This window comes from Pseudomonas sp. Ors-4-3C (genome assembly GCF_055755035.1).
On sequence record NZ_CM146900.1, the window covers coordinates 2,117,628 to 2,132,324 of the forward strand.

Here is a 14,697-nt window from a genome sequence, read left to right on the forward strand (position 1 = left end):
ACGAATTTTTCAGGAGTTTCACATGGCGAAGAAACCCAAGGCAGCCACCTTTATCAAAGACCCGCTCTGGTACAAGGATGCGGTGATTTATCAGGTTCACGTCAAATCGTTTTTCGACTCTAACAACGATGGGATCGGCGACTTTCCGGGCCTGATCGCCAAACTCGATTACATCGCCGATCTCGGCGTCAACACTATCTGGCTTTTGCCGTTCTATCCCTCGCCCCGTCGCGACGACGGTTACGACATTGCCGAATACCGCGGCGTGCACAGCGACTACGGAACCATGGCCGACGCCAAGCGCTTCATCGCCGAGGCGCACAAGCGGGGTTTGCGGGTGATCACCGAGCTGGTCATCAACCACACTTCGGATCAGCACCCGTGGTTCCAGCGGGCGCGCAAGGCCAAGCCTGGCTCGGCGGCGCGCGACTTCTACGTGTGGTCGGATGACGACCAGAAGTACGATGGCACGCGGATCATCTTCCTCGACACCGAGAAGTCCAACTGGACCTGGGATCCGGTCGCCGGTCAGTACTTCTGGCACCGTTTCTATTCGCACCAGCCCGACCTGAATTTCGACAACCCGCAAGTGATGAAAGCCGTGCTGTCGGTGATGCGCTACTGGCTGGACATGGGCATCGACGGCCTGCGTCTGGACGCGATTCCGTACCTGATCGAGCGCGACGGCACCAACAACGAAAACCTGCCGGAGACCCACGACGTCCTCAAGCAGATCCGTGCCGAGATCGATGCGAATTACCCTGACCGCATGCTGCTGGCCGAGGCCAACCAATGGCCGGAAGACACCCAGCTGTACTTCGGTGACACCGATGCCGAGGGCGTCAACGGCGACGAATGCCACATGGCGTTTCACTTTCCGCTGATGCCGCGCATGTACATGGCACTGGCCCAGGAAGATCGCTTCCCGATCACCGATATTCTGCGGCAAACCCCCGAGATTCCGGCCAACTGTCAGTGGGCAATCTTCCTGCGTAACCACGATGAGCTGACGCTGGAGATGGTTACCGACAAGGAGCGCGACTACCTGTGGAATTACTACGCCGCTGACCGTCGCGCGCGGATCAACCTCGGTATTCGCCGGCGTCTGGCGCCGTTGATGGAGCGTGACCGCCGCCGCGTGGAATTGCTCAATAGCCTGCTGTTGTCGATGCCGGGCACGCCGACCCTGTATTACGGCGATGAAATCGGCATGGGCGACAACATCTACCTCGGCGACCGCGACGGCGTGCGCACGCCGATGCAATGGTCGATCGACCGCAACGGCGGTTTCTCCCGCGCCGATCCGGCCAGTCTGGTGTTGCCGCCGATCATGGACCCGCAATACGGTTATCTGTCGGTCAACGTCGAAACCCAGGCTGGCGACCCGCATTCGCTGCTCAACTGGACCCGGCGCATGCTCGCCGTGCGCAAGCAGTCCAAGGCCTTCGGTCGCGGCACGCTGAAAATGCTTTCGCCGAGCAACCGACGGATTCTGGCCTACACCCGCGAATTCACCGACGCCGACGGCAAGCACGAAATCATCCTCTGCGTGGCCAACGTTTCGCGCAGCGCGCAGGCGGCGGAACTCGATCTGTCGGCCTACGTCGGCATGGTCCCGGTGGAGATGCTTGGCGGTAACGCGTTCCCGCCGATCGGCCAGTTGAATTTCCTCCTGACCCTGGCGCCTTACGGTTTCTACTGGTTCGCCCTGGCTGCGGAAAACCAGATGCCGAGCTGGCACGTAGAACCGGCGCAGAGCCTGCCGGACTTCACCACGCTGGTGCTGAAAAAACGCATGGAAGAATTGCTCGAAGCGCCGACCCGCAACACGCTGGAGCAGGGCATTCTGCCGAGCTGGCTGCAGAACCGCCGCTGGTTTGCTGGCAAGGACGCCGCCATTGAGCAGGTCAATCTGGCCTACGGCGTGCGCTTCGGCGATGCGCAGCATCCGGTGCTGCTCAGCGAGATCGAAGTCACCAGCGCCGGGCAGACCAGCCGTTATCAACTGCCATTCGGTTTCATCGCCGAAGATCAGGTCGGGCCGGCGTTGCCGCAGCAACTGGCGTTGTCACGCGTACGTCGCGGGCGTCAGGTCGGCCTGATTACCGATGCTTTCAGCCTCGAAACGTTTGTGCACGCGGTGTTGCAAGGCATGCAGAGCGCCACCGTGCTCCACTCCGAACAGGGCGAGATTCGTTTTGCGCCGACCGCGAAGCTGGAAAAACTCGGCCTCGGCGCCGAGTCGGAAGTGCGCTATCTGTCGGCCGAGCAGTCGAACAGTTCGGTGGTGATCGGCAACAGCCTGGTGCTGAAGCTGATCCGCAAGGTCGCCTCCGGTGTGCACCCGGAACTGGAAATGAGTGCGTACCTGACCGAGGCCGGCTTCGAGAACATCTCGCCGCTGCTCGGCTCGGTGATCCGTCGCGATGGCGCTGGCGAAGACAATCTGCTGATGATCGCCCAAGGCTATCTGAGCAATCAGGGCGATGCCTGGGAATGGACGCAGAACAACCTCGAACGGGCGCTGCGTGACGAGTTGGCAGACTCGATGTCCGAGCAGGAGCAGCACTACAACGCCCTCGGCGAACTGAAGGACTTTGCCGGCATGCTCGGCCAGCGTCTGGGTGAAATGCACCAGGTGCTGGCGGCGCCAACCGACAACCTCGACTTCGCCCCGCAAACTACCAGTGCCAAGGAGGCTCAAGCCGCCGGCAAGGACGTTGCGGCGCAGGTCGAGCATGCCTTGAAGCTGCTCAAACAACATCAAAGTCATCTGAGTGCGGCGGATCAGAAAATGGTCGCGCGGCTCCTGGACAACAAGAAGGTCATCCTCGGCCATGTGCAGGAACTCGCGCAAAAAGCCGTGGGCGGCTTGCGTATCCGTGTCCACGGCGACCTGCACCTGGGCCAGGTGCTGGTGATCAAGGGCGATGCCTACCTGATCGACTTCGAGGGTGAACCGGCGCGGCCGCTGCACGAACGGCGCGGCAAACACAGTCCGTACAAAGACGTCAGCGGCGTGCTGCGTTCCTTCGATTACGCAGCGGCGATGACCATCAATGTGCACAACGTCGATCACAGTCCAGAGTCCGAAGCGGCCCGCCATCGGGTTGCCGAGCGCTATCTGCGTGAGGCGCGCGAGGCATTTGTTCAGGCATATCGCCAAGCGGCAGCTAGTCTTGATCATGCCTGGCAGGATCCTGCGGGTGCCGATGCTGCGCTTGCGCTGTTCGGCCTGGAGAAGGCGGCCTATGAAGTGGCCTATGAAGCCGAAAATCGCCCCACGTGGCTGCCCGTGCCGTTGCACGGTTTGTATGGGTTATTGACAGGGCTTAAACCCTTTTCCGATCTTGGTGGAGAGTAGTCATGAGTTTCTCGAACAAGGAACAGGGTCACGCTAAAGAAGCGTTACTGCCGGCGGCGCAGGACATCGATGCGTTGGTGCGTGCCGAACATCACGACCCGTTTTCCATCCTCGGCCCGCACGGCGATGGGGTCGGCGGGCAATTCATCCGTGCTTATCTGCCGGGTGCGTTGAAAGTTGAAGTGCTGGACAAGGACAGCGGCGAAGAGCGCGGTGAACTGACCGCCACCGAAACCCCGGGGCTGTTTGTCGGCCACTTCGCGCAGGCGCGGCCGTATCTGCTGCGCACGCGTTGGGCCGGCGGCGAACAGGTGGCGGAAGACCCCTACAGCTTTGGCCAGTTGCTCGGCGAAATGGATTTGTATCTGTTCGCTGAAGGCAATCACCGCGACCTCAGCAGTTGCCTCGGCGCGCAACTGACAACCGTCGATGGCGTCGACGGTGTGCGCTTTGCCGTGTGGGCGCCGAATGCTCGCCGAGTGTCGGTGGTCGGCGATTTCAACGTGTGGGACGGTCGCCGCCATCCGATGCGCCTGCGCCATCCGTCCGGGGTCTGGGAGTTGTTCATTCCGCGCCTGCAAGCAGGGGAGTTGTACAAGTACGAAATCCTTGGCGCCCACGGCATCCTGCCGCTGAAGGCCGACCCGATGGCCCTGGCCACCAGTCTGCCGCCGGACACCGCGTCGAAAGTCGCCGCGCCGCTGCAGATCAACTGGCAGGATCAGGACTGGATGAACGGCCGCCGCGAGCGGCAGAAGCATTCAGCGCCGCTGTCGATCTACGAATTGCATGCCGGCTCGTGGCAGTGCGAACTGGACGATCTGGGCGAAGTCGCCCGTCAGTACACTTGGCCGGAACTGGCTGAACGGCTGATTCCTTACGTCAAGGAGCTGGGCTTCACCCACATCGAACTGATGCCGATCATGGAGCACCCGTTTGGTGGTTCGTGGGGTTATCAGTTGCTCTCGCAATTCGCCCCGAGTGCCCGATACGGCACGCCAGAGCAGTTCGGTGAGTTCGTTGACGCCTGTCACCGCGCCGATATCGGCGTGATCCTCGACTGGGTGCCAGCGCATTTCCCTACCGATACCCATGGCCTGGCGCAGTTCGACGGCACGGCGCTGTACGAATACGGCAACCCGCTGGAAGGCTTCCATCAGGACTGGGACACGCTGATCTACAACCTGGGGCGCACCGAGGTCCACGGCTACATGCTGGCGTCGGCGCTGCACTGGTTGAAGCATTTCCACATCGACGGCCTGCGCGTGGATGCGGTGGCCTCGATGCTCTATCGCGACTATTCGCGCAAGGCCGGCGAATGGGTGCCGAACCGTCACGGCGGGCGCGAGAATCTGGAAGCCATCGATTTCCTCCGCCACTTGAACGACGTGGTCGAGCTGGAAGCCCCGGGGGCGCTGGTGATCGCCGAGGAGTCCACCGCATGGCCGGGCGTCAGTCAGAGCACGCAGCAGGGCGGCCTCGGTTTCGCCTATAAATGGAACATGGGCTGGATGCACGACTCGCTGCACTACATCCAGCAGGACCCGGTGTACCGCGCGCACCATCACAACGAATTGAGTTTCGGCCTGGTTTACGCCTGGTCCGAGCGTTTCATCTTGCCGATTTCCCACGACGAAGTGGTGCACGGCAAGCATTCGCTGATCGACAAGATGCCCGGCGACCGTTGGCAGAAATTTGCCAACCTGCGCGCCTACCTGAGTTTCATGTGGACCCATCCGGGCAAGAAGCTGTTGTTCATGGGCTGCGAATTCGGCCAGTGGCGCGAGTGGAATCACGATCAGCAACTGGACTGGTACCTGCTGCAATACTCGGAACACAAAGGCGTACAGAAACTGGTCGGTGACCTCAACCGCCTGTACCGCGAAGAACCGGCGCTGCACGATCAGGACGATGCGCCGCAGGGTTTCCAGTGGCTGATCGGCGATGATGCGATCAACAGCGTGTACGCGTGGCTGCGCTGGAGCAAGGACGGCAAACCGGTGCTGGTGGTGGCCAACTTCACCCCGGTGCCGCGTCAGTCGTACCGGGTCGGCGTACCGTTCGCCGGACGCTGGAACGAACTGCTCAACAGCGATGCTGACACCTACGCCGGATCCAACTATGGCAATGGTGGCGGGGCGTTTACCGAAGAGGTGGCGAGCCATGGCCAGTCGCTGTCGCTGGAGTTGAATCTACCGCCGCTGGCGGTGTTGATTCTCAAGCCGGAAGGCTGATCCGCAACCGCGTCGCTGTCATCGCGAGCAGGCTCACTCCTACATTTTGGAATGCGTTTCCCTGTAGGAGTGAGCCTGCTCGCGATGGCGTCGGTTGTGACACCGCGTGAAGGCGCTTACCAGCTTATCCGTACCCCCAGATTTCCCGCCAGACCACGCAGGTCATTGCTGTCGATGTTGCTGCTGTAATCGGTACTCGCATAAACACTCACTGCACGGTCGAGCGTCAGCACCACGCCGAGGCCGATATCCGCAGTCGAGGATTTCTGCTGAGTGTTGATGGTATCGGTGCCGTCGAAGGTCACCGAATCAGTGCCGGAAAAGGTGTGCCACAGATTGGCCCGCAGATACGGTTCCAACGGCAGACCATTGACCTGATAACGGCCCTTGAGCCGGGCGCCGAGGCGACCGGTCCAGGCGCCGTCGGAGTCGAATGATACCCGCGAGATGCCATCGTCCTGGCTGTCGAGGGAGATTTTCTGGTGGATCACCTGCACTTGCGGCTCGACCACCCAGGTGTCGTTGAGCGCAAACGGATAGCCAGCTTCGGCGGACAGCGTCAGGGCATGCCCGCGGTTGTCCAGTTTCAGCCCACGGTCGGAGCGGTTGTCGCCGTCGAAACGCGTGCCCATCGCCACGGTATCGATGTACCAGCCGTACGGATCGGTCAGCGTCCAGTACAGGCCATAGCTGTCGCCCTCGAGTTTGATCTTGCCCGCGCTGTTGTTTTCGAAGCCTTCGTTGAAACCGTCGACATCGCCCTGAATCCGGCTATGGCCGACGAACAGGCCGATGCGCTGCGTTTGCCCGCCCGACGTCTGCGCGCTGTACAAGTCATTGCCGACCTGAAAGCCATTGAGCGAACCGTTCAGGCGTGGGGTGACGGTGCCGCCCCAGGTCTGGTCGAGGTTCTTGCCGTAGACGCGGCCCCAACCGGCACCGAAGGCACCGGTTTCGCTAAGCAGGCGTTGATCGCCCTGACGGTCGTGAAACGTGCCAAGTGCGCTGAGGGTCAATTGCGCGGCGGCGGGCGGCAGCACTGACCAGTTGGGCACTTCCGGACGATAGATCGGGATCGGCGCAGCGCCCGCCACGGCGGCGGGCAGCACGGGTAGCTCAGGGCTGGTGATGGGCGGCGCGGGTTCGCCGGGGGCGGGCGCAACAGGCGTGATCTGCGCGACGACCGGGGTCGCCACTACCGGCACCAGAATCGGCGGCAGGCTCGGATCAGGGTTGGGCACGCTGACGGCTTGCGGCGCGACCACGGCAGAACGCAGGTACCAGCTGTTTTCGGTTCCGGCGGTGACACCGCCCTTGAACAGGTAGTAATCGTAAGCCCCGACGGACACAGGGCCGTTGAAGCTGAAGGCATTGTTGGTACTGACCGTGGAACCCTGGGCCTGCACCACCTGAATGCCGTTCGCCTGGGTGAGTCCACCGATCCCGCCGATGTTAGTGACGGAGATGACGGTGGCGCCGCTCAAGCTGCCGTTGTTGACCACCAGTTTGTCGCTGGGCGCGCCGTCGGCGCCGAGCTCGCTTTGCAGCAGCAACTGGCCGCCGTTGCCGACGTAGTTGCCATTGATGGTCAGGGTGTCATCGGTGCGGCTGTTGTTGCGGGTCAGGTCGATGACCCCGGCGTTATTGAAGGTCACGGCCTGGCCGGCCACGGCAGGCGACACGGCGCCCTGGGTCGAGAACACGCTGCTGCTGGCATCGACGTTGAGCACACCGCTGCCGCTGACGGCATCGCCAAGCACCAGGCTGCTCGACCCCAGGTCCAGTTGCGAGCCGTTGTTCAGGTTCACTGTTTCCCAATTGCTGAAGCGCGCTGGCAGCGCGGTGCGGGAGTTGTCGAAGGTCAGGGTGTCGTTGCCCGTGCCGCCATCCATGTTGGGGGTCAGCGCCAGCACGCTGTCATCGAGGTTGCGCAATGTCGCGCTGTCGTTACCGTCGCCCATCAGGATCGCCGAGCGGATGAGCCCGCCGCCGTCCCACAGCAACGTGTCGTCGCCGACACTGGCGCGGATCTCACCGACGATTTCGCCGCCGGTCACGGTGATGCTGTCGTTGCCGCCGCTGACACTGATGTTGCCGCCGATGCGGCCGCCGGAGACGATGATGGTGTCGGTGCCGAACCCGGTGACCAGGTTGCCGAGGATCTGCCCGCCGGACAGGTCGAAAATATTATTGTCGAGTTTCATGTCGACCCGGCCGATGGTGCCGCCGGTCATACGCGCGACATCGCCGTCCTCGAAGGCGCCGACGATGGTGCCCCCGGTCATCAGAAAGGTGTCGCGGCCATCGCCCTGGGCCAGCGAGCCGATGGAGCCGGCGCTCATGACGAAATCGTCGATGCCGGCGCCCTGGTTGACCGCGCCGGTAATGGTTCCGGAGTTGATGACGACCCGGTCAGCGCCGGCGCCAAAGGTCACGTTGCCGTTGATCAGACCGGTTCCGTTGGCGGGCAGGGTCAGGCTGTTGTTGCCCGCGAGATCGGTCAGCGAACCGCTGGTGCCACTGTCACAGGTGAAGGCGTCGTTGCCGGGCCCCGGAACCAGTGAGCAAGCGGCGGAGGCGGGTGAACTGGCGAGCAATAGCGAGGCAGGCAAGAACAGCGTCTGCGGCAATGCCCGCAGGTATCTGGAGTAGCGCGTCATGGCGATTCCCTACAGCCAAATTCGGGGAAATCATCCTTGAGCGAGCACAGGATCGGCCTCGCGTTGCTACTGAGGCACTACATGAAATCCATGCTCTAACGAATTGAATGCGCTACTCCTTGAGCTGTTTTAGGTGTAGATGGTTTTGATCTGCCTTCAAGTACGCCTGACTAACGGTCATGTCAGAACCGCAACTAAAGATGCACTTCCACCGCCAGCGGCAAGTGGTCCGACAGGTGCGTCCACGGTTTGTTGCCAAGGATTTGCGGGTCGTGGCTGCTGGCATTGCGCAGGTAGATGCGGTCCAGGCGAAGCAGCGGAAAACGGGCCGGATAGGTCTTGGCGGGACGGCCGTGGTGGCGTTCGAACGCTTCGTGCAGGTAATCGCGGCGGGCTAGGGCTACGTTGCCCTGCAACTGCCAGTCGTTGAAGTCACCGGCGATGATCACCGGCGCATCGTCGGGCAATGATTCGAGCAACTGGCAAAGCAGCTGCAACTGCAATTGCCGATGACTTTCCAGCAGGCTCAGGTGCACGCAGATCGCGTGGACTTCGGCGTGGCCCGGCACGTCCAGCACACAGTGCAGCAAGCCGCGGCGTTCGGGGCCGGTGATCGACACGTCGAGGTTGCGGTATTCGCGGATCGGGTATTTCGACAGCAATGCATTGCCGTGGTGGCCATCGGGATAGACCGCGTTGCGCCCGTAAGCGAAATCGCTCCACATGCTGTCGGCGAGAAATTCGTATTGCGAGGTTTGCGGCCATTCGTTGTAGCGACTGGAATGTCGCTCGTGTTCGCCCACCACTTCCTGGAGAAACACCAGATCGGCCGAGGTGCTGCGCACCGCTTCGCGCAGTTCCGGCAGGATGAAACGCCGGTTGAGGGCGGTAAAACCCTTGTGGGTATTGACCGTCAGCACACGCAAGCGATGGATGACGGGGGCGTCGACGGCGTGACGCTTGGGATCGCTGGACACGTTCACTCCTCTGAAAAAACGGCTTCCTTCTCATGCGACTGATGCAGTGGGGTGGCAGTTCCTTCCAGATGCCTCAGGCCTGAACACAAATCTCGGAGCCGCCAGGAAACCTGTGGGAGTGGGCTTGCTCGCGAAGGCGTTCGACCGGACAACAGCAAAATCTGTAATACCCCGAACATTTCAGATCAAAAAAAAGATTGTGTAGTCTGTGATTCGTATCTATCGGTGTAAGTAAAATACGATTGATTGTGTGGAAAACAAAAAGGAGGAGGATTAATTAATCCTCCTCCTTTTTGTTTGCTGCTTTCCGCCATTATTTACTTTTGCGAGGTCATAGGCGGAATATGAAATTATCAAAGGAGACGGCGTTGTTGCCAGTTGTGACAATCATTTTTTGTATTCCATCTTTCTGAAATTCAAGGAACGCTACTGCCTCAGAATGCGATGTTAATAGTGGTTTTTCGCCTAGCGGTCTGTTGTTTGAATCATAAAATTTCGCTACTGTCCCTGGGAGGTAGGAGCCTGCGTAGTTGAACGATATATATGAGTAAGCATGCCTGAATGTAAGTGTAATCGTTTTGGGGCCACCATTTATCATTAAGGATTCCCCGGAGAAAGGTCGTGGGTATCGAAGGTCGTAGAAGATAAATATGTCTTGTCCTTGCCCTGGAGTGCGCTCAATTGTCATTGAGGGAATATCCAATCTTGTTGGGTGACTTTCACTCATGTTGTCAAAATTCTCACTCAGTATGGGGAGCGATACGATGACTACCCACGCAGCCGACACCTGCCCACTGCCATACAGAGCGGTGGCGGTGAAGCTATGATCGTCCACGCTCAAGCCTGTCATGGTCAGTTCCCACAGGCCGGTTGTCAGGTTAACCGTCGCTTCACCTTTGACGGTGTTGCCATCCTTGATCTGGACTTTCTGACCCTTGGCGCCGGCCCCTGACGCCGTGACCGTGGTATCGACGGTGGTCCCGCCTTTGGCAATCGCGACCCCTTTGGAGTCTATGGTCTTGGTAATGGTCGGCGCGGTATTGGCCGTTACAGTCAACGTCCATGCCGCGGATACCTGGCCACTGCCATACAGCGCGGTGGCGGTGAAGCTGTGAGCGTCCACGCTCAAGCCTGTCATGGTCAGTTCCCACAGGCCGGTTGTCAGGTTAACCGTCGCTTCACCTTTGACGGTGTTGCCATCCTTGATCTGGACTTTCTGACCCTTGGCGCCGGCCCCTGACGCCGTGACCGTGGTATCGACGGTGGTCCCGCCTTTGGCAATCGCGACCCCTTTGGAGTCTATGGTCTTGGTAATGGTCGGCGCGGTATTGGCCGTTACAGTGAACGTCCATGCCGCGGATACCTGGCCACTGCCATACAGCGCGGTGGCGGTGAAGCTGTGAGCGTCCACGCTCAAGCCTGTCATGGTCAGTTCCCACAGGCCGGTTGTCAGGTTAACCGTCGCTTCACCTTTGACGGTGTTGCCATCCTTGATCTGGACTTTCTGACCCTTGGCGCCGGCCCCTGACGCCGTGACCGTGGTATCGACGGTGGTCCCGCCTTTGGCAATCGCGACCCCTTTGGAGTCTATGGTCTTGGTAATGGTCGGCGCGGTATTGGCCGTTACAGTGAACGTCCATGCCGCCGACACCTGCCCACTGCCATACAGAGCGGTGGCGGTGAAGCTATGATCGTCCACGCTCAAGCCGGCCACGATGATTTCCCAAAGGCCTGTCGTCGGATCGACGGCAGCCTCTCCCTTGACGGTGGTGCCATCCTTGATCTGGACTTTCTGGCCTTTGGCCGCGGCTCCGAAAAGCTTGACCGTGGCGTCGATGGTCGTACTGCCCTGAGGAATCGCTACCCCTTTGGAGTCTATGGTCTTGGTAATGGTCGGCGCGGTATTGGCCGTTACAGTCAACGTCCACGCAGCCGACACCTGCCCACTGCCATACAGGGCGGTGGCGGTGAAGCTATGATCGTCCACGCTCAAGCCGGCCACGATGATTTCCCAAAGGCCTGTCGTCGGATCGACGGCAGCCTCTCCCTTGACGGTGGTGCCATCCTTGATCTGGACTTTCTGGCCTTTGGCCGCGGCTCCGAAAAGCTTGACCGTGGCGTCGATGGTCGTACTGCCCTGAGGAATCGCTACCCCTTTGGAGTCGACGGTCTGGGTAATGGTCGGCGCGGTATTGGCCGTTACAGTCAACGTCCATGCCGCCGACACCTGCCCACTGCCATACAGGGCGGTGGCGGTGAAGCTATGATCGTCCACGCTCAAGCCGGCCACGATCATTTCCCAAAGGCCTGTCGTCGGATCGACGGCAGCCTCTCCCTTGACGGTGGTGCCATCCTTGATCTGGACTTTCTGGCCTTTGGCCGCGGCTCCGAAAAGCTTGACCGTGGCGTCGATGGTCGTACTGCCCTGAGGAATCGCTACCCCTTTGGAGTCGACGGTCTGGGTAATGGTCGGCGCGGTATTGGCCGTTACAGTCAACGTCCACGCAGCCGACACCTGCCCACTGCCATACAGGGCGGTGGCGGTGAAGCTATGATCGTCCACGCTCAAGCCGGCCACGATCATTTCCCAAAGGCCTGTCGTCGGATCGACGGCAGCCTCTCCCTTGACGGTGGTGCCATCCTTGATCTGGACTTTCTGGCCTTTGGCCGCGGCTCCGAAAAGCTTGACCGTGGTGTCGATGGTCGGACTGTCCTGAGGAATCTCCACCCCTTTGGAGTCTTCGGCCCGAGTAATTTCTGGTTGCACATCCTCCAACGCTTTGATCGTGTAGGTGCGCACGGGGAAGGCCACGGCCAAACTCTCATTCGGGTCTTTGCCGAACGCGGCTTTGAATGCCATGGTCAGCGTGCTGCCATCTTTCAGGTTTCTCAAGCCTGCAAGGGCAATGTTGCGCTCTAGATAACCTTGCGTGATCCACCCGTCGGTGACATATGAGCCGGGTGCCGTATGGATCTGAAGGTTGTAGTCGCTGCCATCAGCGTTTGTACCTGTCAGGCGCAGCCAGACATATTGGAGTGGGGCAATCAACGGCCAGATGCCCATGCGGTAGATCGCATTGGCGGTCAGTTTGCCCACATTGAACTCCGGGCCTTCGCCGTTGCTGTCCGCGTCCTTGATGATGGGTTTGAGCAGTTCATTCTGCGGCATGCTCAACACAGTCAAATCAAAGACGAGGGACGGCAGCGGCTCGCCGTCGCGGATGACGACGTAGGACACCTTCACATCTTTGTTCAGGTTAAACGCGACCACACTATTCGGAATCGCAAACTCCCGGTTGCTGCCCAGCGGCCGAGGAACAGAGGTGTGCGAACCGCCTGCGGGCGTACCCTGTGCGCCAGTCCAGGTGACGCTGATTTCATCAGTTGGCCGCAACTCGGGGTTGTCCGGCACCACGGCGGTCAAGGTGTCCTTGACCAGCAGCGGGTTAAGTGCGTTGTCGCCGTTGTTCTCCTTGATCCAGGGGGCGAGCAGTTCCAGCGCGACTCCCACGGTAAACACCAACGGATTCGAGTAACTGGTCTTGCCCGTCTCGAACCGCAGGATGCTGTAGCTGACGCTGAGTTTCTCCCCACGCCGCGCTTCAAAATGCTTCTGCACAAAGGCTGCATCAAGCGGGAAATCCACGGGTCTGCCGGCAGTGAGGGCGTTCAGGGTTTTGCTGCCTTGGTCCAGGAGCGCGCCATGGGCATCACGCAGTTGCCAGGTGACCACGTCCTGGGGCTTGGTCGGGTTGGCGAGCGGGTTCGGGCAAGTGATTTTGCTTGTGCCGTCGGACAGATCATCGGGTTCCAGGATGCCGTTCTCTTCACCCTGGACGATCGGGGGCACCAGTTCCAGTTGTGCTTCGCCCACGGTCAGCAGCTCTGCATGCTGCGATGCCCGCCTGACGACTACGCCGTCCTCGTCGCTGAGCAGGTTGTAGGACAGGTCCAGCGTGCCGCCCTTGAGCAACTTGAGGTGCTGGACGCCATCCACCTTGACGATGAAGCCCAGCGGGTTGCTGGCGTCGGCCGCGCTGAGGATATGCCAGTCCAGCTGCGGGTCATACGTGATCGAGTCGGCCTGGGTGCCCAGCCATTTGAGTTCAATGCCCATGTCTTCTTCGAAGCGATCGTCATGAGGGATGCGGATGCTCACTTGCTCCAGGTCGGGCTTGAGCGCACCGTTCACGGCATCGTCGGCGATCGGCGCGGCGAGGCGATAGGGGTCGCCGATGATGGTGATGAAGAGGCTCTTGGAGCGCTGAATCACCGCGCCGCCACGTTCCAACTGGTAGAAGAACACCGCCTGGGTTTTGGCCAGCTCCCGGGCGGCGCTGTTGGGCAGAAAGACGCTGACCACCAGCGGCGGTTCTTTGTTGATGGTCTGGCGAGCGTCGTGCGCCACGGGAACGCCGTCCAGTGTGCTGCCATTGATGTACATGATGATCACGTCGTTTTCCTGGAAGTCCGGCGACGTGGCCCAGACCCTCAGTTCCAGATCTTCATCTTTCAAAGTTTCGAGGTGCAGCTCCTGGCCGTTGGCCTGCTCAAGGATGGGCATGTTCAGTCGCGAGTTGCCGGTGTCGACGACGATGCGCGTTTCGCTGCACCAGTCTTGCGCCGCGTTGTTCACCAGATCAAGGATGGTAAACGTCACGGGGACCCCCAGGGGGCCCGAATCCCCGGCCCGGAGGATGTCCGCTTCAGTGACGTTGACCTCGATCGGATGGGCATCCGGATCGTCAACCTGTGCCTGAGTGACCGGTGCGGAGCGAATCCGCACGCCACCCCAGCTGACGATGATCACATCACCTGCGGCGCAGTTCGGATAGGGCCGTTTCGAAAGGCTGCCGGGTTTGGCCTTGATGGTGATTTTCACGCCATTTCTGGCGGTTTCCTTGTCCACGCCGTCGGCGATGATGCGCGGATCGATGTACTGGTACAGCTCGGAATGTTGACCGGGATCGGGGTCCAGATCCTGGCCGCCGGGCAGGTCGAGCTTGATATAGATCTTTACTGGCGGCTTGTAGGGTTCGGGGGTCTGGTGGTCGCGCTTTATGGTATAGCCGAGTGTGTGTGAGCCGTTGATGCTGTGTCTCGGCTCGACCCAGAGTGTCACCCGTTGACCTAATTGAGCTGTTTGCGTGAGGGTCTGCTGGTCGACGGTGGCACCATCGAGCTGAAGCTCGATCCCGTCACCCAGTTTCATATCGGCATAGGGCAGAACGTGCACCTTCAGGCCGTTTGTGAAGTTGCCCAGCGCGGCGGCGTAGTTGATACCCCATTCGCCGGAGGGCAGTTGCGGTTCCGTGCGGCCCGGGATTTCCGGTTCACGCAGGTCCTTGGGAATTTTTCTGGACGGTTGAATGAGCATGCTGGCAACTCCGGTAGGAAAAGGGGCGGCACAGGGATTTAAGGCTCAGGTGAGGCGGGTTGGCTACTGTCAGAAATTACAGGTG

Annotated in this window: 5 protein-coding genes; 2 read left to right on the forward strand and 3 right to left on the reverse strand. The window is 60.5% G+C overall.

The features are described 5' to 3' along the window. Positions 1-22 precede the first annotated feature (22 nt). Together treS and glgB are read left to right on the forward strand one after the other, a co-directional pair. Entirely contained in the window at positions 23-3,364 is a 3,342-nt protein-coding gene (treS, locus tag ACVHNU_RS09430; protein ID WP_473019540.1) for a maltose alpha-D-glucosyltransferase, read from the forward strand. A gap of 2 nt (positions 3,365-3,366) precedes the next feature. Continuing rightward, positions 3,367-5,598, forward strand: coding sequence for a 1,4-alpha-glucan branching protein GlgB (glgB, locus tag ACVHNU_RS09435; protein WP_473019541.1), 2,232 nt, complete (start codon positions 3,367-3,369; stop codon positions 5,596-5,598). 116 nt (positions 5,599-5,714) lie between these two features. On the opposite strand, the gene ACVHNU_RS09440 is transcribed toward glgB, so the two are convergent. The 3 genes from ACVHNU_RS09440 to ACVHNU_RS09450 form a co-directional block, all read right to left on the reverse strand. Next, positions 5,715-8,258 carry an autotransporter family protein gene (locus ACVHNU_RS09440; RefSeq protein WP_473019542.1) on the reverse strand — a complete coding sequence of 848 codons (2,544 nt, stop codon included), beginning with the start codon at positions 8,256-8,258 and terminating at the stop codon, positions 5,715-5,717. Positions 8,259-8,452: 194 nt separating this feature from the next. After that, the gene (locus ACVHNU_RS09445) at positions 8,453-9,235 is read right to left on the reverse strand and encodes an endonuclease/exonuclease/phosphatase family protein (protein ID WP_473019543.1); all 783 of its coding nucleotides are present in this window, start codon (positions 9,233-9,235) and stop codon (positions 8,453-8,455) included. Positions 9,236-9,566: 331 nt separating this feature from the next. Further along, on the reverse strand, positions 9,567-14,612 hold the full coding sequence (locus ACVHNU_RS09450) for a hypothetical protein (protein ID WP_473019544.1): 5,046 nt from the start codon (positions 14,610-14,612) through the stop codon (positions 9,567-9,569). Positions 14,613-14,697: the final 85 nt, after the last annotated feature.

Excerpts from the sequence above, each read along its gene's own strand:
- treS (WP_473019540.1), top strand. The coding sequence starts at position 23 with ATGGCGAAGAAACCCAAGGCAGCCACCTTTATCAAAGACCCGCTCTGG.
- ACVHNU_RS09450 (WP_473019544.1), bottom strand. The coding sequence starts at position 14,612 with ATGCTCATTCAACCGTCCAGAAAAATTCCCAAGGACCTGCGTGAACCG.
- ACVHNU_RS09440 (WP_473019542.1), bottom strand. The coding sequence starts at position 8,258 with ATGACGCGCTACTCCAGATACCTGCGGGCATTGCCGCAGACGCTGTTC.
- glgB (WP_473019541.1), top strand. The coding sequence starts at position 3,367 with ATGAGTTTCTCGAACAAGGAACAGGGTCACGCTAAAGAAGCGTTACTG.